This window comes from Aquabacterium sp., from assembly GCF_016195855.1.
GTDB lineage: Bacteria > Pseudomonadota > Gammaproteobacteria > Burkholderiales > Burkholderiaceae_C > Aquabacterium.
The window spans coordinates 82,625-102,039 of the sequence record NZ_JACPYU010000012.1 but is presented as its reverse complement, the minus strand read 5'-3'; the positions used below and the strand labels follow the sequence as shown (position 1 = coordinate 102,039).

Sequence of the window (19,415 nt, the reverse complement as noted above, 5' to 3'; positions counted from 1 at the left end):
GCGTGCACTTGAAGCGTTCGATCAGCCATTCAGTTGCCTCAACAAAGGTTCGATCTTGTCGCGCAGCACCTCGGGCGTGATGGGGCCGATCTGCTTGTAGCGGATCACGCCGTGCTGGTCGATGATGAAGGTCTCGGGCACGCCGTACACGCCGAAGTCGATGCCGATGCGGCCATCGTGGTCGAACAGGGACTCGACATAAGGGTTGCCGCCCGCGCGCAGCCAGGCCAGGCCATCGGGGCGCTCGTCCTTGTAGTTCAGGCCATAGATGGGCACCACATTGCGGCGGGCGAACTCGACCAGCACGGGGTGTTCTTCACGGCAGGCGCCACACCACGAGGCCCAGACATTGAGCATCCACACCTTGCCCAGCATGTCTTCCTTGCGCAGCGCGCGCTGACCATCGCTCAGCGTGGGCAGGTTGAAGGCGGGGGCGGGCTTGCCGATCAGGGGCGAGGGCACTTCACGCGGGTCGTGCTTGAGGCCCAGGCCCAGGAACACGGCCAGCGCCAGGAAGATGCCCAGCGGGAGCAGGAAACGTTTCATGCGGCAGCCCCTTTCACGGCTTGCGTGGTGGTGGCCTCAGCCGCCTTGCGTGCGCGGTAGCGGCGGTCGCTGGCGGCCAGCATGCCGCCCATGGCCATGATCAGGCAACCGCCCCAGATCCAGTCCACAAAGGGCTTGTAGTAGATGCGCACGATCCAGGCGCCCGAATCCAGCTGCTCGCCCATGGAGACGTACAGGTCACGCGTGACGCCGGCATCGATGGCCGCTTCGGTCATCGGGTTGCTCTGCACGCGGTAGACGCGCTTTTCCGGGTAGAGCGTGGTGACGGGCTTGTCGCCGCCCTGGGTGATGGCCATCTCGGCGCGTGCGGCCACGAAATTGGGCCCTTGCACCTCGCGCACATCACGCAGCGTGAACACGTAGCCACCTACCTCGGTGCTGTCGTTGATGTTCATCTTGACGTCGCGCTCGGTCTCGTAGGTCCGGACCATGCTGACGCCAAACGCGAAGGCGGCCACGCCCAGGTGGGCCACCATCATGCCGATCATGGCCGTGGGCAGCTTGCGCAAGCCGTTGACGATGTTGGAGGCTGGCTTGATCTTGTCCCACAGGTCGACGCAGACGGATGCCACGATCCAGAAGGCCATCCACAAGCCGACGGACGTGCCCAGCGTGATCTTGCCGGCCAGCCACTGGGTGGCCAGCGTGGCGACCACGGACACCACCAGCGCCCAGCGCAGGCGCACAGCCAGTTCAGGCAGTTCGGCCTGCTTCCAGCGTGCCAGCGGGCCCACGCCCATCAGGAAGACCAGCGGGGTCATCAAGGGCACGAAGACGGTGTCGAAATAGGGCGGCCCAACCGAGATCTTGCCCAGGCCCATGGCGTCCAGGAACAGCGGGTAGAGCGTGCCCAGCAGCACCGAGCCGGTGGCCACGATCAGCAGCACATTGTTGGCCAGCAGCAAGGACTCCTTGGACAGCAGGCCAAAGCGCTGGCCCAGGCCCACGGTGGGCGCACGCCAGGCATACAGCGTCAGCGATGCACCGATGACCAGCACCAAGAAGGCCAGGATGAACAGGCCGCGCTTGGGGTCCGAGGCAAAGGCGTGCACGGAAGACAGCACGCCCGAGCGCACGAGGAAGGTGCCCAGCAGGGACAGCGAGAAGGCCGTGATGGCCAGCAGCACCGTCCAGTTCTTGAAGCTGCCGCGCTTTTCGGTCACGGCCAGCGAGTGGATCAGGGCCGTGCCGGCCAGCCAGGGCATGAAGGAGGCGTTTTCAACCGGGTCCCAGAACCACCAGCCGCCCCAGCCCAGCTCGTAATAGGCCCACACGCTGCCCAGCATGATGCCGATGGTCAGGCAGACCCAGGCGGCAATCGTCCAGGGCCGGGTCCAGCGGGCCCAGTTGGCATCAAGCTGGCCGCCCAGCAGGGCCGCGATCGAGAAGGCAAAGGCCACCGAGAAGCCCACATAACCCATGTAGAGCATGGGCGGGTGCGCCACCATGCCGGGGTCTTGCAGCAGTGGGTTGAGGTCGCGGCCATCAAGCGCCATGGGCAGCAGGCGCTCGAAGGGGTTGGAGGTGACCAGCATGAAGAGCAAAAAGCCCATGCTGATCATGCCCATGACGGCCAGGATGCGCGCCAGCACGGCTTGCGGCAGGTGCTGGCTGAACTGCGCCACACACAGCATCCAGAAGGCCAGCATCATCACCCACAGCAGCAGCGAGCCTTCGTGGCCACCCCACACACCGGCAATGCGGTATGGCAGCGGCAAGGCGCTGTTGGAGTTCGAGGCCACATACAGCACCGAAAAATCATTGCGGATGAAGGACGCCATCAGCGCGATGAAGGCCGCGCCGATCAGCACGAACAGCACACGCGCCAGCGGGCGGGCCAGGCTCATCAAGGCTGCATCGGCTTTGTAGGCGCCCCACATGGGGACGGCGGAGAGCAGCAGGGATACGGCCAGTGCCAGTACCAGGGCGATCTGGCCCAGTTCGGGGATCATTTCATCTCCTTGGCTTGCCCTGCTTCGATGCGGGCGTTGGCTTGCGCGGCGCGCTTGAGCGCCTCGGCGGCTTCAGGGGGCATGTAGTTCTCGTCGTGCTTGGCCAGCACCTCTTGCGCCACGAAGACACCATCGGCGCCCAGCTTGCCTTGGGCCACCACGCCTTTGCCTTCCTTGAACAGGTCGGGCAGGATGCCCTGGTAGCGCACGGGCACCTTGCGGAAGGTGTCGGTCACCACGAAATTGACCATCACGCCGTCACGCGATACGGAGCCCTTTTCAACCAGGCCACCGAGGCGGAAGGTGCGGTCCAGCGGGGCCTCCTTGGCGACGATCTGCGAGGGCGTGAAGAAGAACACGAGGTTCTTCTGGAAGGCGTTGAGCACCAGGGCGGTGGCCACGCCCAGGATGGCCAGGCCACCCAGGATCAGCGTCAGGCGCTTTTTGCGCGGGGTCATGTCAGGCTTCCTCTTGTTCGGTCGCGGCCATCTCTTGGGCGGACTGCCAGGCCTGGCGGCGGCGATGCAGGGCCATGAGCGGCTCGATCACCATGCACAGCAAGGTCACGCCATACGCGCCCCAGATGTACAGGCCATAGCCATCCATGGCGATGAATTGAGACAGGCTGTGCCATTGCGGTGTCGACATGGCTTACTCCTTGAGCCCATTGCGCCCGTTGCGGCCATTCACCAGCGCCTGCACCCACTGCGTTTCACGCTCGCGCTCCAGCACGATGGCGCGGGTGCGGGTGAAGACCACGGCGAAGGCATAGGCCCAGAAGGCCACGGTCATCAACAACATGGCGGTGAGCATGGTCGAGGCCATCTTGGGCGCGGCGGTCATGCTGATGGAGGCGCCCTGGTGCAAGGTGTTCCACCAGCGCACCGAGAAATAGATGATGGGCACGTTGATGGCGCCCACCAGGGCGATGAGCGCGCCGGCCGCGTCGCTGCGGCGTGGGTCGTCGATGGCTTCGGTCAGCGCCATGTAGCCCAGGTACAGGAACAGCAGAATCAGCTCGGACGTGAGGCGGGCATCCCACACCCACCAGGCGCCCCAGGTGGGCTTGCCCCAGAAGGCGCCCGTCCACAGGGCGATGAAGGTGAACATCGCGCCGGTGGGGGCGATGGCGCGCGCCAGCATGGACGCCAGCCGCACCTTGAAGGCCCAGCCCACGGCGGCCCACACGGCCATGGCCATGTACAGCACCATGGACATCCACGCAGCCGGCACGTGGATGAAGATGATGCGGTAGGACTGGCCTTGCTGGAAGTCGGTCGGGGCCACGATGAAGCCTTGGTACAAGCCGGCCGCCGACATGATCAGGCACAGGGCCCACAGCCAGGGCATCAAGGCCGAAGCCAGCCACTCGAACTTCGAGGGGGCGGCAAAGGTGGTCCAGCTCAGGTTTGACATGGTTCGGTCCGGGGCATCAATCCAGGGCAATCTTCAAGGCAGCGGCGGTGGCCCAGGGCGCGCCCAGCAGGGTCAGCAGCAACAAGGCGCCCAGCAGGGACAGGTGGCCTTCGGGCGACAGCCCCGAGGATACGGCCACCACCGAGCCGGCGCCAAAGATCAGCACCGGTACGGCCAGGGGCAAGACCAGCAGCACGATCAGCATGCCGCCGCTGCGCAGGCCCAGCGTCAAGGCCGCGCCCACGCCCCCAAGCAGGCTGAGTACCGGCGTGCCCAGCAGCAAGCTGGCCACCAAGGTGAGCAACGGCTCGCCGGGCAGGTCAAACAGCAAGCCCAGCACGGGTGAGGCCAGCACCAGGGGCAGGCCGTTGACCGTCCAGTGGGCAAAGGCCTTGGCCAGGGCCAGGCCGGGCAGTGATCGGCCACTCAACAGCATCTGCTCCAGGCTGCCATCGGTAAAGTCAGGGCCATACAGGCTGCCCAGGGACAGCAGCGAGGCCAGCAGGGCGCAGACCCACACCACGCCGGGCGCGATGGTGCGCAGGGTTTGCGGCTCAGGCCCCACACCCAGCGGGAACAGGCTGGCGGCCACGATGAAGAAGACCAGCGGCAGCAGGGCCTCGACGCGGCGCCGTGCAGCCAGCCGCCAGTCACGCAGGATCAGGGTCCACATGGTGATCAGCTCCGCGCCAGGCTGGCCACAGCGGCCAGGTCCAGCTCGATGCGGTCGGGCAGGGTGAGCGCCTGGTGGCTGGTCAGCACGACCGAGCCGCCCGCTTGCCGATGCGCCTGCAGCAGGGCGTTGAGCGTGGCCACGCCGGTGTCATCCAGCGCGTCAAAGGGCTCGTCCAGCACCCAGCAGGTGTCGGGCGGTGTCAGCAGCAGCCGCGCCAGGGCCACGCGCCGGCGCTGGCCTTGCGACAGGGTGCGAACCGGGCTGTGGCGTTTGCCTTTGACGCCCATGTGGGCCAGGGCGTCCACCAGCTTGGGCTCGTCGGCCTGGTCGCCGTGCAGGTCCACCAGGAAGGCCAGGGCTTCCTGGGCGCTGAGGTCGTCTTTCAAGGCGTGCTGATGGCCCAGGTAGACCACGCGGGCGGCGCGCTCGATCTGGCCCTCAGCCGACTCGGACAGGCCCGCCAGCAGGCGCAGCAAGCTGGTCTTGCCCTGGCCGTTGGGGCCGCGCACCCACACCAGCTTGCCGGCTTGCACGCTCAGGTCCAGCTGGTCGAACAGCAGGCGGGCACCCCGGCGGCAGGCCAGTGCCTGGGCGCGCACGTGCCAGTGTCCGGGGTCAGTAGTCGTAGCGGTAGCCAAGGAAGTAGGTATAGCGGGTGCTGCGGTCGATGCTGGTGCCTTCTGTGCGGGTGTAGTCCACGTTCAGATTGCTCTCCAGCGTGACGGTGGGGCGAGGCTTGAATGATGCCTTCAAACCAGGCCCCCAGGCGACCGTCGTGATATTGAGGCCAGACGTCAGGTCCTGGCTCACATTGCGCTGCCAGCGCAGGCCGGGCTCGATCTGCCAGGCATCGCTCAGTGGCGTCATGTTGTTGTAGTTGAGCATGTAGGTCTTGACCTGGCGGCCGCGCATCACCGAGGCCGTGAACACATTGGTGTCGCGCTCGGAGTACAGGTTGGAGCCAATGGCCAGCAGGCTCAGCGTGCGGGACTGGCCGCTGTCGGGCTGGCCGGTGGGCAGCACCGGGTTGGGGGCGATGGGGCCGGTGCGGTTGAGGTCCACCGTGGCGCCGGCCTGCCATTGGGTGGTGACCGGTCTGGTCACCGACACCATGGAATGCGTCCAGTACGAGACGTTGCTGCGCACCAGCTCGCGCAACTGGTCGACGCTGTAGCCGTGGTTCTTCAGGTCAGTGATGGTCTGAGGGATGATGCCCGCGTCCACAAAATCCTGGAACTGGAAGAACAGGGTCTGGCTCAGGGCAGCCGGGGTCAGGGCGCGGCGCTCGTACAGGGCGTTGACCGTGGTGTTGTCCTCGGCCATGTACATGCCCTGCAGGCTGGCCACGTTGAGCTTCTTGAAGATCACGTCGTAGTCGGTCGAGCCCATCAGCGAGGCGTTCTGCGTGAAGTAGCGCAGGTCGGCGCCCACGGCGCGGCGGTCCACCTCGCCATCGACCATGCGCTGCAGCGCGAAGATCGAGCCGCCCAGATTGGGCGTGAGCGCATCGGCATCCAGGGCCGTGCCCATGAAGTAGCGCTTGGCGTTGCCCAGCTGATCCGTGGGCGAACCCACGGCGGCCGACACCTTCAGCTTGGGTTTGAGCGCATAGCTGCCGGAGGCGCCGTCATAGCGGCCTTCGCCACCCCACATGGCCGACTGCCGGCCCAGGCGCGTGCGCAGGCCATTCTTCAAGCCCTGGTAGTCGAAGTAGGCCGCGGTCAGGCGGTTGCGGCTGCGGCTTTTGCCTTTGAGCTGGGCGTCGCTCAGCAGGTTGTAGTCGTACTGGTCACGGAACACCATCTTCATGTCGCGCTCGGTGTCGCGCGAGCGCCAGGTGGTGTCCACATTGGTGGACAACAGGCGCTGGTCGTTGGTGCTGATGGGGGCCTTGCTGCGCTTGTCGATTTCGTCGGGGCTCAGCGGCGAGCCGTCGGTGTCGCGCACGGCCTGGGTTTCCGTGGTCGATTTGCCGCCGTAGTAGTACTGCGAAACCGAGCCGGTGACGGTGTTGGTGCGTTCGGGCTTGGCCAGGGTTTCAATGGTGGTGGCCGGCTTCAGCTCGGTCGGCTGGATGCCGGCCAGCGCCGACTTGACGCGTTCGGCGCCCGGGCCTTGTGGGTATTGCTTGAGGTAGGTCTCGAACTCGGCCTGGGCCTTGGCGGGCTCGCCTTGTGCCAGCCGCACCATGCCCAGCAGCTCCTGGGCGTCGGGGGTGAGGGCACTAGGGGGCAAGTCCAGCAACTGGTTGAGCAGCTTGACGGCGTCGTCCAGCCTTTGTTGCTCATAGGCTTGACGGGACTGGTCCAGCAGATCGCGCGCTTGTTGCGCGGTGGCTTGGGGTGCGGCCGGCGCGGGGGCGGGCATGGCGGCAGGGGCTGGCGCGCCGGCATCGGCCTTGGCTTGCGCGGGCTCGGCCAGCTTGACGATCGCGGCTTGTGGGAAGCGGCTCAGTTGTTTGAGCGCAGCTTCGGCTTCAGCCAGCGTGGCGAAGTAGCCCAGGTCCATCTCGTGGACCTGTTTGCCGTCCACGATGCGCCGCGCCGTGAACACCTGGCAGTTCTGCAGGGACTGGGGAATGGGCACGTCCACGCTGATATTCGGGTCGCTGGAGCGGACCAGGGCAATGACATAGCGCTGCTCGGGTGCGGGCGCTGGCTCGGGTCTGGCGGTAGCCTGTTTGACGGCTGCGCCCAGGCCTTCCAGCACCACCTCGATGGTGCGGTCGCCCTTGCCGGTGCGTACCTTGAATGCGGTGGCCTGGCTGAACGAGATCACCAGCCGACGGTTGATGTCATCGAGCTTGTCGGTGCGAACGGGTTCGTCTTCGATGGTGAGCGTGGGCAGGCCGTCGGTCTTGACCACGCGCCGTTCACCGGCCACGTACACCGGCGGCACATCGGTGAGCCGGACCTGGTAGTAGGCCTGGGTCAGGTCCTTGGAGCGCGATGGGGTCGAGCGCAGCAGGCTGACCGGGTTGCTCAGGCGGATCTGCACCACCGCGTTGGCGCCTTCGCGGCGCACGTCGATGTCATCGAGGATTTCTGCATGAGCAGACCAGGTGCTCAGGGCCATCAGTGCGGCCAGCAGCCGGGGGCGTGTCACAGGGTTCATGTTGTGGTGATGAGGGCTGGCTGGCGCGCGTCAGTTCCAGTTGCGGTAGGTGCTGCCCACCCCGCCCAGCGGTCGGTGGCAGCCGGATTGGGAGCAGTCGGTGACGCCGGTTTTCTTCTGGTGGGTCAGCGACTTGCGTTCCATGCTGCCCAGGTAGGCCGTGCCGGCGTTGTGGCAGGCGTAACACCAGCCCGATCCGCCGCCCTGGCTGTTGTTGTGGTTCATCACGGCCGTGCTGAAGCCGCCTGCATTGGTGTTGGTATGGCAGGCTTTGCAGTCCATCATCGAGCCGTTGAGCAACTGCACCTCAGGGATGTGGTTGTTGGGTTTGGCCGTGGCGCCTGAACCAGCGTAAGTCGGGGTGTGGCAGGTCTTGCAAGCCTGCGCGCTCACGGCGGTGTGGTTCATCGTGAAGCTGGTCGTCCAGGCTTGCTGGGACTTGTGGCAGCTGTCGCACTTCACGCCACCCACCTGGATGGGGATGTGGCTGCTGGGCTTGCCGGTGGCGGTGCTGCCGTTGTGGCAGTTGTCGCAGGTGCCGGTGCCCACGGCGTTAGCGGCCGAGTGGGCGTAGGTCACGCTGGTCCAGGAGGCCGTGGACTTGTGGCAGGACTCGCAGTTGCTGGCAATGCCCGCGTGCAGCGCGGTATTGGGCTTGCTGGTCAGACCGTAAGCGGCCGTGAGGTGGCAGGTCGAACACTGGCCGATGACGCTGACATTGCCGTGAAAGCGCCCGGGGTTCCAGGCCGCATAGCCGCTCTTGTGGCAGCTGTCGCAGTTGCCGATGGCCGCACCGGTGATGGACTGATAAGGGATGTGGTTGCTGGGGCGGCCATCGGCCGGTGGGTAGGCGCCTGAGTGGCAGGTCGAGCACACGCCCGTCACGGTGACCTGGGTGTGGTTCCACTTGGTCGGTGTCCAGCCCGTGGTGTTGTGGCAGCTGTAGCAGTTGGCCGTCACGGGGATGTGGCTGCCGGGCTTGCCGGTGGCGGCGCTGCCGTTGTGGCAGGAGGCGCACTGCGTGGCCGCGGTGAACTTGCTGTGGTCGACCTTGGCCCCGGTCCAACCGCTGGTGTTATGGCAGGACTCGCAGCCGCCCGTCACCGTGGCGTGCAGGCTGTCAGCCGGCTTGCTGGTCAAGCCATAGACTGCGGTGAGGTGGCAGGTGGCGCATTGCCCGATGATGCTGACATTGCTGTGGAAGCGCCCCGGGTTCCAGGCGCTGTAGCCGCTCTTGTGGCAGCTGTCGCAGTTGGTGATGGCCGCACCGGTCAACGATTGATAAGGGATGTGGTTGCTGGGGCGGCCATCGGCCGGCGGGAAGGCGCCGGAGTGGCAGCTCGAGCAGGTGCCGGCCACGGTGACCTGGGTGTGGTTCCACTTCGTTGGTGTCCAGCCCGTCACGTTGTGGCAGCTGTAGCAGTTGGCTGTCACGGGGATGTGGCTACCCGGCTTGCCCGTGGCCGTGCTGCCGTTGTGGCAAGAAGCGCACTGCGTGGCTGCCGTGAACTTGCTGTGGTCCACCTTGGCGCCGGCCCAGCCGCTGGTGTTGTGGCAGGACTCGCAGCCGCCGCTCACGGTGCTGTGGGTGGTGTCGGCGGGCTTGGTGGTCAGGCCATAGGCCGATGTGAGGTGGCAGGTGGCGCACTGGCCCACGATGCTGACATTGCTGTGGAAGCGCCCTGGGTTCCAGGCGGTATAGCCCCCCTTGTGGCAGCTGTCGCAGTTGCTGATGGCGGCACCGGTCAGCGATTGATAAGGGATGTGGTTGCTGGGGCGGCCATCAGCCGGCGGGAAGGCGCCGGAGTGGCAGGTCGAGCAGGTGCCCGCCACGGTGACCTGGGTGTGGTTCCACTTGGTCGGTGTCCAGCCCGTGGTGGCGTGGCAGCTGTAGCAGTTGACGGTCACGGGGATGTGGCTGCCGGGCTTGCCCGTGGCGGTGCCGCCGTTGTGGCAGGTGGCGCACTGGGTGCTGGCATTGAAGCCGCTGTGATCGACCTTGGCACCCGCCCAGCCGCTGGTGTTGTGGCAGGACTCGCAATTGCCCGTGACCGCGCTGTGGGTGGCATTGGCCGGCTTGCTGGTCAAGCCATAGGCGCTGCTCAGGTGGCAGGTGGCGCACTGGCCAATGACGCTGACGTTGCTGTGGAAGCGCCCGGGGTTCCAGCTGCTGTAGCCGCCTTTGTGGCAGCTGTCGCAGTTGGCGATGGCCACGCCGCTGAGCGACTGATAAGGGATGTGGTTGCCCGGCCGCCCATCCGCGGGCGGGAAGCTGCCGGAGTGGCAGGTGGAACACTGACCGGCGACCAGCACCTGCGTGTGGTTCCAGTTGGTGGGCTTCCAGCCGGTGGTGCTGTGGCAGGTGCTGCAGTTGGCGGACACCGGAATGTGGTTGCCCGGCTTGCCGGTCGCGGTCGAGCCATTGTGGCACGTGGCGCATTGCGCGCCCGGTGGCAGCTTGCTGTGATCGACCTTGACGCTGTTCCATCCCGTGCTGTTGTGGCAGGACTCGCAGTTGCCCGTCACCGTGCTGTGTGTGGCCGTGGCCGGCTTGGCCGTCAGGCTGAATGCGGTGGTGAGGTGGCAACTGGCGCACTGGCCGGAGACGGCCACGTTGGCGTGGAACAGCCCGGGGTTCCAGGAGTTGAACCCACCCTTGTGGCAGCTGTCGCAGTTGCTGATGGCCACGCCAGAGAGCGACTGATAGGGGATGTGGTTGGCTGGCCGGCCATCGGCAGGCGGGAAGGCGCCAGAGTGGCAGGTCGAGCAGGCGCCGGCAACGTTGACCTGGGTGTGGCTCCAGCTGGTGGGCTTCCAGCCATTCACGTTGTGGCAACTGATGCAGTTGGCCGTGACGGGGATGTGGTTCGAGCTCTTGCCGCTGGCTGTGGCGCCGTTGTGGCAGGAGGCGCAGTTGGTCGAGGTGTTGAAGCCGCTGTGGTCAGGCCGGGCGCTGTTCCAGTTGCGGGTGGTGTGGCAAGTGTCGCAGGCCGCACGCGTGGGGATGTGAGCCGCTGGCTTGCCTTGGGTGCGCACACCATCGTGGCAGGTCTGGCAGCTGGTGCCAGGCGGCACGTCCGTGGTGTGGCTGAAGCGCGGGTTGGTGAAGGTCTGCGTGCCGTGGCAGCTGTCGCAGGTCTGGGTGGCCGTGTTGGTCGGGATGTGCGTGGGCGGCATCACCACGTTGGACTTGGACAGACGCGAGCCGGTGGTGTGGCAGGTCTGGCAGTCCTTGGGGGTGCCCTTGAAGATCCCGTTGGTGTGGCAGGACTCGCAGCGCAAGGTGCCGTGCGCACCGCTGAGCGGGAAGCCGGTCTTGAAGTGATCGAACTTGCTGGTAGCGGCCGTCTGGGCCTCAACCCGCCCGGGCACCACACCCAGCATCAAACCCAAGACCAGCAGCAGCGCGAACGCGGCGGCTTGGATCCAGGGCCTGATGAGGTGGGTGGGCGTCATGAACGAAGGGCGGGGTACTGCAAACTGCGACTACAACTGCTAAATGTGAAAACTGCACATTCATTGTAGGGATATTGTCCGGGCGCAGGCTGAAGTGTTTTTCAAGTTGTTTCCAGCCTTTGGTCGAATGGCACTGCTCGCAGCGCACGCCGAACTGGCCGTCGTGGGTGTCGTCCTTGCTGTGGCAGTCGAGGCAGCGCTGGCCGGTCTCGGCCACGGTTTTGCCGCTTGGGGCAGCTTGGGTGTGACACGCTTCACAGGTCACGCGGATGTGTTCACCTGTGAGGGGGTAGGACGTCTGTCTGGCGTGGTTGAAATCCCAGGATTTCCAGCTGCGTGTGTTGTGGCAGGTCTCGCAACGGGCGCCCAATTTGGCCTTGTGGCGGTCGTCTTTGCGATGGCAGGCCACGCAGTCGCGCTGCACGTCATTGAAACGTTTTGTTGCATGACAGCCCTTGCATTCGACCCGGTTGTGGCTGCCGGTTAACGCAAAGCGTGTCTTGCCGTGGTCGAACAAGGTGGCCTTCCAGTCCTTGTCGCCGTGGCATTGCGCGCATTGCTGGCCCTGTGTGCCCTCGTGCTTGTCGTCCTTCTTGTGGCAGGCATAACAGGCCATCTCCGTGTTGCGGAACGCCTTGAGGCCGCCCTTGTGGCAGTCGCTGCACTTGATCTGGCCGCGCGCATGGGCGTTGCGCAGCGCAAAGCGGGTCTTGTCATGGTCGAAGCGGCCAGCGGTGGCGCGCCAGTCGCGCTCGGAGTGGCAGTCCACACAGGCTTTGCCCAGCGTGCCCTCGTGCTTGTCATCCTTCTTGTGGCATGCATGGCAGTCCATGGGCGCCTCTTTGTACATGGCGCTCTGGTGGCAGTCCTTGCACTCGACCTTGCCGTGTTTGCCCAGCAGGGGGAAGCGGGTCTTGCCGTGGTCAAAGCGGGGCGGGTCTTTCCAGCCGCTTTCGCTGTGGCACGAGGCGCAGTCCTTGCCCAGGCTCTCCTTGTGCTTGTCGTCTTTCTTGTGGCAATCCCAGCATTGTTCGGGCAGCTTCTGTTTGTACAGCGGGCCGGTGTGGCAATCGGTGCAGGCGGTCTTGCGGTGCTTGCCCTTCAGGTCATAAGACGTGTCGGTGTCGTGGTTGAAGTTGACCGTCTTCCAGGCCTTGGCGCCGTGGCAGGTCTCGCACTTGGCGCCGAACTGGCCCTTGTGCTCGTCGTCCTTCTTGTGGCAACCAATGCAGGTCTTGGGCGTGTCCTTGTAGCGGCCATTGCTGTGGCAGTCGTCGCACTTGGCCTTGGTGGCGTGCTTGTCTTCCAGCGCGAAGTGGGTCTTCTTGCCGTGGTCGAAGTCGGTGTGCTTCCAGCCCGTTTCGGTGTGGCAGTCCGCGCACTTGCCGCTGATGCCGCCCTTGTGCACGTCATCTTTCTTGTGGCAGCTCAGGCATTCGCTGGTGGCTTGCCAGTACTTCTTGCCGCTGGCGTGGCACTTGTCGCAGGCCACGTCCAGGTGCCTGGCCTTGAGCAGGTAGTCGGTCTGCTTGTGGTCAAAGCGTTTGGTGTCCAGCTGCACGATTTTGGCCTGGCGCCCCTTGTGGTCGGTGTGGCAACTGCGGCAGGTGGCCGCAGGCTGGCGGCCGTGAAAACCGGTGCGGGCCTTCATGTCTTGGCCGACCTCCTTGTGGCAGGCCATGCACAGGGCATCCTGCCCCTTGGGGTTGAAGCGCACGTGGCAGTTGGCGCACTCGTGCTCGACCTTGGCGTGGCCCGCGATGACCTCACCCGGCGCCAGCACCGACTCGATGGACTGCGCGTGCGCAGGTGCCAGCAGGGCGGCCAGCAGCAGCCCGATCAGCAAGCCAAAGCGGCGCAACCAGCGCAAGCTCATGTCGATGGCTCGATGCGGTCGTCAATAGGCATGCACGGCCACAACATGGAAGACGGCGCACAGCACCATGATCCACACGAAGGGCACATGGGCCACATGCCACATGGAGAACAGGCGCTCGAAGGTCTGGAACTGCGCCGCGCGCTGCACGGCCATGGCGTAGCTGTCCACCTGTTCACAGCAGGCACGGTAGCGTGACAGGGCCTGTGTCTTGGACCACTTCTGCCCGCTCGCCCCTTGCTTGATGAGCTTCTTCACCTCGGCCTTGCATTGCTGCGCCACGCGCTGGCGCCGGATGGGCAGCACGAACAGGCGCCACAGGTGGCGGGCGCCTTGTTTCGGCCTGGCGTCCAGCGTGTCGCGCTCGAACGCGTGCAGCGCGTCTAGCACGCCAGGCATGCCTTGCAGGCGCGTGTCGGCGGCCTGGTGCTGGTTGCCCATGGCGCCGCGCAAGCCGGCCAGCGTGGCCTTCTCGCCGCGCAGGTCGGCATGAAGCCGCACATACAGAAAGCGCCCGACCACGCCGCTGAGGGCCACGATGACCATGGAAAACAGCGCCACGGCTGCATTGGTCGAGCCGATGTGGAAGGTCGAGTGCAGCAGGATCAGCCAGGGCCCCATGATGCCCAGCACCATGTGCGCCACGAACCAGTATTTGGAGGCGCCCCAGTTGTAGGTGACGCGCCAGCGCTTGCGCAAAGGGTAGGTGAAGAGCAGCAGCATGGCCACACCGCCCGCCACCCCCAGCCAGTAGCCGGTGCGCGACCAGGGCGTGAACCAGCCTTGCAGCGAGACCCACCACGCGCTCAGCGTGAGGGCGGCCACGCCAACGTAGATGAGCAGGTCGGTGCGCAGGCGGGCACGTGCGACGGCCACAGCGCCCACGGCGTTTTTCGCCTCGGCCGAGCCTGCCGGGCGGGCGGATGACGACGCACCGGCCGTGTCGGCCGCATTGAAAGTCGAGCTGGTGGCACTCATGGGGGCCTGTACTGCGAAAGATGAAGAAAGGCCTTGTGAGCCCGTCGTCCGGATTCTAGCCAGAGGGACCCTATGAAAATGTGCGATTTGCACACGTTTAACATCGCTTACAGAATTCAGGCGGGGCTGATGATCTCGATCAGCCCCGCCGCTTGTGGTCGCTGGCACAGTCCTGTCTTCATGTTGATACCTGCTTATTTCGCTGTTTATGGTGGTGCAGCCGCCCTGGCCGTGGGCCTGCACCTGCTGTTGCGCCACCGCAAGCTCCAGGCTGCCGAACTCGCCTTGACGGCGTCGCGTCAGGCGGGCCTGAACGAGCCGGCCTCCTTGCACCCGGTGGTGGACCCTAATCGCTGTTTTGGCTCGGGTGCCTGCGTGAAAGCCTGCCCCGAACAAGCGCTGGGCATCGTCGATGGCAAGGCCACGCTGGTCAACGCCTCGGCCTGCATCGGCCATGGCGCCTGCGTCACAGCTTGCCCCAGCCAGGCCTTGTCGCTGGTGTTCGGCACGGCCGAGCGCGGGGTGGACATCCCGGTGCTGAGCAAGGAGTTTGAAACCAATGTGCCGGGCATCTTCATTGCCGGCGAGCTGGGCGGCATGGGCCTGATTCGCAAGACCACCGAGCAGGGGCGCCAGGCCATGCAGGCGATGCGCCAGCGCGTGCAACAGAGCCGCGTCGACACGCCCTTGGATGTGGTCATCGTGGGCGCTGGCCCCGCGGGCATGTCGGCGGGCCTGAGCGCGTTGCATCACCAGTTGCGCTATGCCATCCTGGAGCAGGAAGACGCACTGGGCGGTACCGTCTACCACTACCCGCGCAACAAGGTGGTGATGACGGCCCCCGCCAGGCTGGACCTCATTGGCGAGATGAACCTGGGCACCGAGGTGGCCAAGGAAAGCCTGCTGAGTTTCTGGCAGGACGTGGTCAAGCAAACCGGCCTGCGCCTGCAGTTGGGTGAAAAGCTCGAAGGCATCGACCGCAACGCAGACGGCAGCTTCACCGTGCGCAGCAGCCAGGCCAGCTACCACGCCAAGGCGGTTTTGCTGGCCCTGGGGCGCCGAGGTTCACCACGCAAGCTGGACGTGCCCGGCGAGGAGCAGGCCAAGGTGGTCTACCGCCTGATCGATGCCGAGCAGTACCGTGGGCAGCGTGTGCTCGTGGTGGGCGGTGGGGACAGTGCCTTGGAGGCCGCCATCGCGCTGGCCGAAGAGCCCGGTACCACGGTGACCTTGTCCTATCGCAGCCAGGGCTTCTCGCGCGTGAAGGACAAAAACCGGCAAAAGCTCAAGCAGCTGCAGGATGCCGGGCGCATCCAGGTCTGCCTGCAATCGACGGTGCTGTGCATCGAGGCCACGCAGGTGCAACTGAAGACGCCAGAGGGCGAGCGCACGCTGCCCAATGACACCGTGGTCGTGTGTGCAGGCGGGGTGCTGCCGACGCCGCTGTTGCAGGCCATCGGCATCCGGCTGGAGACCAAGTACGGCACGGCCTGATCAGGCCAGCATGCCGCACCAGCGCCCTCAGTTCGGGCCCTGGAAGGCGCTTTGGCGGAAGGTCAGCACCAGCGTGTCGCGCCAGCCATGTTCGCCCACCGGCTGGATGGGCGTGGACTCATGGATCACACGTTCGTCGTCCAGCAGCAGGGTGCTCCAGGGCTGGGTCAGCGTGAAGCGCACACCGTGCGGGCCGTCGGCTTCGAACACGCGTGTCTCGCCGCCTTTGACTTCATGGCGCTCCAGCATGAGCACGGCCACAAAGTCCACGCCATCGCGGTGCGCGCCTTCGGGGGTGGGGCGGCCGATGCCGCCCGTGGTGTCCACGCGGAACTGGTGGGCTTCGATGTACCAGGTGGGCACTGGCTTGGCTTGTGCCAGCAGGCCGCCAATCGATGCCAGCAAGGCCTGCCACATGGGGTGCGTGCAGACGGCCGGCTCGATGGGCTGGAACATCCGCTCAAAGCCGCCATGCAGGGCGTTGTAGGTCACCGGTTGCCAGTGGGCGCGGTGAGGTGTCTGGCTCAAAGTGCCGGTGGCGAGGTCCAGCTTGAAGCAGCTGTGACGCCGAAAACGGTAATGGCCACCGTCGCGCAAGTGCTGGTCGGGCGGGAGGTCGTTCCAGCTGGCGTGCACGGCGTCGGCCGTGGCCTGATCGGTGCGCAGCCAGTTCAGCAGGGTATCGGCGCTGATCACGGCCCAGCCTTGCTTGTGCAGCGCGGCAGGAACCTGTTCCAGCGGGGAAGGGTTCAAAGCGTCCATCCCGCGATCCTCGCACGAACCGCGAGCCCCGCTTGCCAGCAGGGCTTGAGGCGCATCAAATCTGCGCGGCCTCAGTGGGCCAGTGTCAGTTTCTTGCCCGACACATTGACCTTGGCACCCACGGCAAATTGCTGGCCGACGGTGTACTCGTGCACTGTGCCGTCATCCAGCTTGACCGTGGTCTTGTACAGGGTCTGCTTCTTGACGTTCTTCTCGACCTCGTTGCCGGCATACCCACCGGCCACGGCGCCACCGACCGTCATCACCGTGTTGCCCGTGCCCTTGCCCATCTGGTTGCCCACCAGGCCGCCGAGCACGGCGCCCGCCACGACGCCCACGCCGCTGCCCTTGCCTTTGACCTGAACGGCCTGCACCGCTTGAACGGTGCCATGGGTGGCCGCGGCAGCCGAAGCCGCCGATGCCGTTGATTTGGCGGTGGCCGTGGTGCCAGCGTGCGCGTTGAGGGCTGTCAGCAAGCCACCGGCGACCAGCGTCAGCCCGACGAGGGCGCTGACCACGCGTGCGACCATTTGCTGGCGACGCGCCTGCAGGCTGATGGCCCGTGCCGAACGAGTGGGGGCCTGGCGAAGGTGATGGCGGTATGTCATGGCGTTAAAACCTTGCTGTGACGGGCGTGATCAGTTTGACACGGGTGACGCGGGCCTGATTCTGGGCAGGCGTCAAAGCCCATGGCGGGGTATTCGGCCTTGGCAGGCTCAGACCGGCCGAGCCGGGCGCGGTTTACCGTCGCGGTCAATGGCCACGTAGGTGACGTGCGCCTCGGTGACCTTGACCAGGATGGGGTCGGCCGGGCGGCGCTCGGCCCAGACCTCGACGTGCACGGTGATCGAGGTGTTGCCGATCTTCTCGACGCGGGCGTAGAAGGACAACAAGTCGCCCACGGACACCGCATTGCGAAAAACAAACTCGTTGACCGCCACCGTGGTCACGCGCCCGCGCGACACCCGCGCCGGCAGCACGCACGCGGCCAGGTCCACCTGCGACATGATCCAGCCACCAAAGATGTCACCGTTGCCGTTGGCATCCTTGGGCATGGGCATCACCCGCATGACCAGCTCCATTTCGGGGTGCAGGTCGGAGGGGGTCAGCAGGGTATTGGGCGGTGGCGCAACGGTCATGGGGAATCGGGCCGACAATCGGCCTCTACAACATCAGGAAAAGCATTGTTCCAGAATGCGCCGCTTCGCACACATCCCCGCGCCTGAAAACCAGGCTTCCGCCACGGAATCCCCCCGTTCCGACCGCGACACCCTCGCTCGCCTGTGGCCCTATCTGTGGGCCTACAAAGGCCGTGTGGTGCTGGCCCTGGCCTTCATGATCGGCGCCAAGGTGGCCAATGTGGGGGTGCCGCTGCTGCTCAAGTCCCTGGTCGACAAGCTGGCGCCCAACGCCAACAGCGCCCAGGCCATGCTGGTCGTGCCGGTGGGGCTGCTGGTGGCGTATGGCTTGCTGCGCCTGTCCACCTCCTTGTTCACCGAGTTGCGCGAGCTGGTATTTGCCAAGGCCACCGAAGGCGCGGCGCGCAGCATCTCGCTGCAGGTGTTCTCGCACCTGCACGCGTTGAGCCTGCGCTTTCACCTGGAGCGCCAGACTGGTGGCATGACCCGCGACATCGAGCGCGGCACCCGTGCCGTGCACTCGCTGATTTCGTACTCGCTCTACAGCATCGTGCCCACGCTGATCGAGGTCACGATGGTGCTGTCCCTGCTGGCCATCAAGTTCGACATGGTGTTTGCCTGGATCACGCTGGCCGCGCTGGTGATCTACATCGCCTTCACCGTGTCGGTCACGCAATGGCGCACGCGCTTTCGCCGCGAGATGAACGAGCTGGACTCCAAGGCCCACACCCGCGCCATCGACTCCCTGCTCAACTACGAGACCGTCAAGTACTTCAACAACGAAGCCTTCGAGACCCGTCGTTACGACGAGGCCCTGGAGCGCCTGCGCCGCGCCGGTGTCAAGACGCAGCAAACCTTGTCCCTGCTCAACACCGGCCAGCAGACCATCATCGCCATGGGCCTGATCCTGATGCTGTGGCGGGCCACAGGCGGCGTGGTGGCCGGGCGCATGACGGTGGGTGACCTGGTCATGGTCAACGCCTTCATGATCCAGCTCTACATCCCGCTGAACTTCCTGGGCGTGATCTACCGCGAGATCAAGCAGTCGCTGACCGACCTGGACAAGATGTTCACGCTGATGCTGCGTGACCGCGAGGTGGCCGATTCGCCTGACGCCAAGCCGCTGTTGCTCAAGGGGCCACCCTCGGTGCGCTTCGACCACGTCGAGTTCGCCTATGACCCTGCGCGCCCCATCCTGCATGAAGTGAGCTTCGAGATCCCGGCGGGCCAGACCGTGGCCGTGGTCGGGCCCTCGGGCTCGGGCAAGTCCACGCTGGCGCGCCTGCTCTACCGCTTTTATGACGTGCAGGGCGGCCGTGTCACCGTCAACGGGCATGACATCAAGGGCCTCACGCAAGACAGCCTGCGCCGCAGCATCGGCATCGTGCCGCAGGACACCGTGCTCTTCAACGACACGGTGGCCTACAACATCGCCTACGGCCGGCCCGAAGCGTCGCAGGACGAGGTGATGGCCGCGGCCAGGGCGGCGCGCATCCACGACTTCATCAGCAGCACGCCCAAGGGCTATGACACCATGGTGGGCGAGCGGGGGCTGAAGCTCTCAGGTGGCGAGAAGCAACGTGTGGCCATTGCCCGCACCTTGCTCAAGGACCCGCCCATCCTCGTGTTCGACGAGGCCACCTCGGCCCTGGACTCGGCCAACGAGCGCGCCATCCAGGCCGAGCTGGCCGCGGTGGCGCAAGGCAAGACGGTGCTGGTCATTGCGCACCGCCTGTCCACCATCGTGCATGCGCACGAGATCCTGGTGATGGACCACGGCCGCATCATCGAGCGCGGCACGCACCCGCAGCTGCTGGCCGCCAATGGCCGCTACGCGCAGATGTGGCGCCTGCAGCAGGCAGGTGGCCATGAGGCGCAGGTGGCCAACGCCGACGCCGACATGGCCTGACCCGTCAACCCTGCGCGCCTACCCCTGCACGAAGGCCACCTGGCGGGAACTGTCAACCATGACAGTTGCCCGCGCG

The 19,415-nt window shown here is 65.7% G+C and carries 16 protein-coding genes; 2 read left to right on the top strand and 14 right to left on the bottom strand.

Annotation, left to right across the window (positions count from 1 at the left end; genetic code table 11):
• Positions 1 to 21: 21 nt before the first annotated feature.
• From HY019_RS10590 to HY019_RS10540, 11 genes are read right to left on the bottom strand one after another with little or no spacing between them, the layout of a single operon-like run.
• Positions 22 to 546, bottom strand: coding sequence for a DsbE family thiol:disulfide interchange protein (locus tag HY019_RS10590; protein ID WP_290691793.1), 525 nt, complete (start codon positions 544 to 546; stop codon positions 22 to 24).
• The gene (locus tag HY019_RS10585) at positions 543 to 2,519 is read right to left on the bottom strand and encodes a heme lyase CcmF/NrfE family subunit (protein ID WP_290691791.1); all 1,977 of its coding nucleotides are present in this window, start codon (positions 2,517 to 2,519) and stop codon (positions 543 to 545) included. Before HY019_RS10585 ends, HY019_RS10590 begins: the two co-directional genes overlap by 4 nt.
• Entirely contained in the window at positions 2,516 to 2,977 is a 462-nt protein-coding gene (gene ccmE, locus HY019_RS10580; RefSeq protein ID WP_290691789.1) for a cytochrome c maturation protein CcmE, read from the bottom strand. Before ccmE ends, HY019_RS10585 begins: the two co-directional genes overlap by 4 nt.
• 1 nt (position 2,978) lies before the next feature.
• Positions 2,979 to 3,167, bottom strand: a complete 189-nt coding sequence (gene ccmD / locus HY019_RS10575) for a heme exporter protein CcmD (RefSeq protein WP_290691787.1) — start codon at positions 3,165 to 3,167, stop codon at positions 2,979 to 2,981.
• Between the two features lie 3 nt (positions 3,168 to 3,170).
• Entirely contained in the window at positions 3,171 to 3,935 is a 765-nt protein-coding gene (gene ccmC / locus HY019_RS10570) for a heme ABC transporter permease CcmC (RefSeq protein WP_290691785.1), read from the bottom strand.
• 16 nt (positions 3,936 to 3,951) lie between these two features.
• Positions 3,952 to 4,608, bottom strand: a complete 657-nt coding sequence (gene ccmB, locus HY019_RS10565) for a heme exporter protein CcmB (protein ID WP_290691783.1) — start codon at positions 4,606 to 4,608, stop codon at positions 3,952 to 3,954.
• Positions 4,609 to 4,613: 5 nt separating this feature from the next.
• Entirely contained in the window at positions 4,614 to 5,210 is a 597-nt protein-coding gene (gene ccmA, locus HY019_RS10560) for a cytochrome c biogenesis heme-transporting ATPase CcmA (RefSeq protein WP_290691781.1), read from the bottom strand.
• Between the two features lie 16 nt (positions 5,211 to 5,226).
• A complete protein-coding gene (locus tag HY019_RS10555) occupies positions 5,227 to 7,725 on the bottom strand; it encodes a tetratricopeptide repeat protein (RefSeq protein ID WP_290691779.1) in 2,499 nt (832 codons plus the stop codon).
• 30 nt (positions 7,726 to 7,755) lie between these two features.
• The gene (locus HY019_RS10550; protein ID WP_290691777.1) at positions 7,756 to 11,181 is read right to left on the bottom strand and encodes a cytochrome c3 family protein; all 3,426 of its coding nucleotides are present in this window, start codon (positions 11,179 to 11,181) and stop codon (positions 7,756 to 7,758) included.
• Entirely contained in the window at positions 11,081 to 13,057 is a 1,977-nt protein-coding gene (locus HY019_RS10545; RefSeq protein ID WP_290691775.1) for a cytochrome c3 family protein, read from the bottom strand. Before HY019_RS10545 ends, HY019_RS10550 begins: the two co-directional genes overlap by 101 nt.
• 21 nt (positions 13,058 to 13,078) lie before the next feature.
• Positions 13,079 to 14,035, bottom strand: coding sequence for a hypothetical protein (locus HY019_RS10540; RefSeq protein WP_290691773.1), 957 nt, complete (start codon positions 14,033 to 14,035; stop codon positions 13,079 to 13,081).
• A 129-nt stretch (positions 14,036 to 14,164) separates the two neighbouring features.
• Here HY019_RS10540 and HY019_RS10535 point away from each other — a divergent pair, with 129 nt between their 5' ends.
• Positions 14,165 to 15,529, top strand: a complete 1,365-nt coding sequence (locus HY019_RS10535; protein WP_290691771.1) for an NAD(P)-binding domain-containing protein — start codon at positions 14,165 to 14,167, stop codon at positions 15,527 to 15,529.
• 27 nt (positions 15,530 to 15,556) lie between these two features.
• Here HY019_RS10535 and HY019_RS10530 read toward each other — a convergent pair whose 3' ends face one another.
• The 3 genes from HY019_RS10530 to HY019_RS10520 form a co-directional block, all read right to left on the bottom strand.
• On the bottom strand, positions 15,557 to 16,291 hold the full coding sequence (locus HY019_RS10530) for a 2OG-Fe dioxygenase family protein (protein WP_290691769.1): 735 nt from the start codon (positions 16,289 to 16,291) through the stop codon (positions 15,557 to 15,559).
• Between the two features lie 71 nt (positions 16,292 to 16,362).
• Complete coding sequence (locus HY019_RS10525; protein WP_290691767.1) at positions 16,363 to 16,899, bottom strand: glycine zipper 2TM domain-containing protein; 537 nt, start codon at positions 16,897 to 16,899, stop codon at positions 16,363 to 16,365.
• 108 nt (positions 16,900 to 17,007) lie between these two features.
• Positions 17,008 to 17,430, bottom strand: coding sequence for an acyl-CoA thioesterase (locus tag HY019_RS10520; protein ID WP_290691764.1), 423 nt, complete (start codon positions 17,428 to 17,430; stop codon positions 17,008 to 17,010).
• Positions 17,431 to 17,485: 55 nt separating this feature from the next.
• On the opposite strand from HY019_RS10520, the gene HY019_RS10515 reads away from it, so the two are divergent.
• Complete coding sequence (locus HY019_RS10515) at positions 17,486 to 19,339, top strand: ABC transporter ATP-binding protein/permease (protein ID WP_290691762.1); 1,854 nt, start codon at positions 17,486 to 17,488, stop codon at positions 19,337 to 19,339.
• Positions 19,340 to 19,415: the final 76 nt, after the last annotated feature.

Excerpts from the sequence above, each read along its gene's own strand:
- HY019_RS10585 (WP_290691791.1), bottom strand. The coding sequence starts at position 2,519 with ATGATCCCCGAACTGGGCCAGATCGCCCTGGTACTGGCACTGGCCGTA.
- HY019_RS10590 (WP_290691793.1), bottom strand. The coding sequence starts at position 546 with ATGAAACGTTTCCTGCTCCCGCTGGGCATCTTCCTGGCGCTGGCCGTG.
- HY019_RS10555 (WP_290691779.1), bottom strand. The coding sequence starts at position 7,725 with ATGAACCCTGTGACACGCCCCCGGCTGCTGGCCGCACTGATGGCCCTG.
- HY019_RS10535 (WP_290691771.1), top strand. The coding sequence starts at position 14,165 with ATGATCTCGATCAGCCCCGCCGCTTGTGGTCGCTGGCACAGTCCTGTC.
- HY019_RS10540 (WP_290691773.1), bottom strand. The coding sequence starts at position 14,035 with ATGAGTGCCACCAGCTCGACTTTCAATGCGGCCGACACGGCCGGTGCG.
- HY019_RS10545 (WP_290691775.1), bottom strand. The coding sequence starts at position 13,057 with ATGAGCTTGCGCTGGTTGCGCCGCTTTGGCTTGCTGATCGGGCTGCTG.
- ccmD (WP_290691787.1), bottom strand. The coding sequence starts at position 3,167 with ATGTCGACACCGCAATGGCACAGCCTGTCTCAATTCATCGCCATGGAT.
- HY019_RS10520 (WP_290691764.1), bottom strand. The coding sequence starts at position 17,430 with ATGACCGTTGCGCCACCGCCCAATACCCTGCTGACCCCCTCCGACCTG.
- HY019_RS10515 (WP_290691762.1), top strand. The coding sequence starts at position 17,486 with ATGCGCCGCTTCGCACACATCCCCGCGCCTGAAAACCAGGCTTCCGCC.
- HY019_RS10550 (WP_290691777.1), bottom strand. The coding sequence starts at position 11,181 with ATGACGCCCACCCACCTCATCAGGCCCTGGATCCAAGCCGCCGCGTTC.
- HY019_RS10530 (WP_290691769.1), bottom strand. The coding sequence starts at position 16,291 with ATGGACGCTTTGAACCCTTCCCCGCTGGAACAGGTTCCTGCCGCGCTG.
- ccmB (WP_290691783.1), bottom strand. The coding sequence starts at position 4,608 with ATGTGGACCCTGATCCTGCGTGACTGGCGGCTGGCTGCACGGCGCCGC.
- ccmC (WP_290691785.1), bottom strand. The coding sequence starts at position 3,935 with ATGTCAAACCTGAGCTGGACCACCTTTGCCGCCCCCTCGAAGTTCGAG.
- HY019_RS10525 (WP_290691767.1), bottom strand. The coding sequence starts at position 16,899 with ATGACATACCGCCATCACCTTCGCCAGGCCCCCACTCGTTCGGCACGG.
- ccmE (WP_290691789.1), bottom strand. The coding sequence starts at position 2,977 with ATGACCCCGCGCAAAAAGCGCCTGACGCTGATCCTGGGTGGCCTGGCC.